General features: G+C 47.4%; 1 pseudogene. It reads right to left on the bottom strand.

Annotated elements, in window-relative coordinates:
* A pseudogene (locus H6A32_RS16600) lies at nucleotides 1–245 on the bottom strand (IS21 family transposase); the annotation flags it as partial.
* Nucleotides 246–411 lie beyond the last annotated feature (166 nt).

The following is a 411-nucleotide window of genomic DNA, read 5'->3' as shown; positions in this document are numbered from 1 at the left end:
TTGTCTGGAACAAGATACTTCGGAACAGCCCCATAGTATTCCAGTGCGTGGACAACGCCGGTAATAAAACTTGGCAGCTTCTCGTCAAGGAATACTTCTGCATATACACGGCTGCTGAAGCCAAGTGTCGTAGCAAACACATGAACTTTGTGTATCTCGCCGGTTGCAGGATCCGTCAGCAGTTCAGGCTGGTCGCCGACCCAGTCAATATACATCCGCTCTCCTGGGATTCGTTCGACTGGCATAGATACGGAATCCTGTCCGAAATTTTCTCTCAGAAAATCTCGGTAGAGCTTGTAGAACTGTGACAGTTGATAGCCATTCGGATGCTCTTTTTTGTATTCCAACCACTGGAATGCAAGATCAGGAGTCTCCATCGCCATCATACGCTGATGGATCTGAAAGAAATCT

The organism is Drancourtella massiliensis (assembly GCF_016900655.1).
Classification (GTDB): Bacteria; Bacillota; Clostridia; order Lachnospirales; family Lachnospiraceae; genus Sellimonas; species Sellimonas catena.
This window is presented reverse-complemented; position numbering and strand designations above follow the sequence as displayed.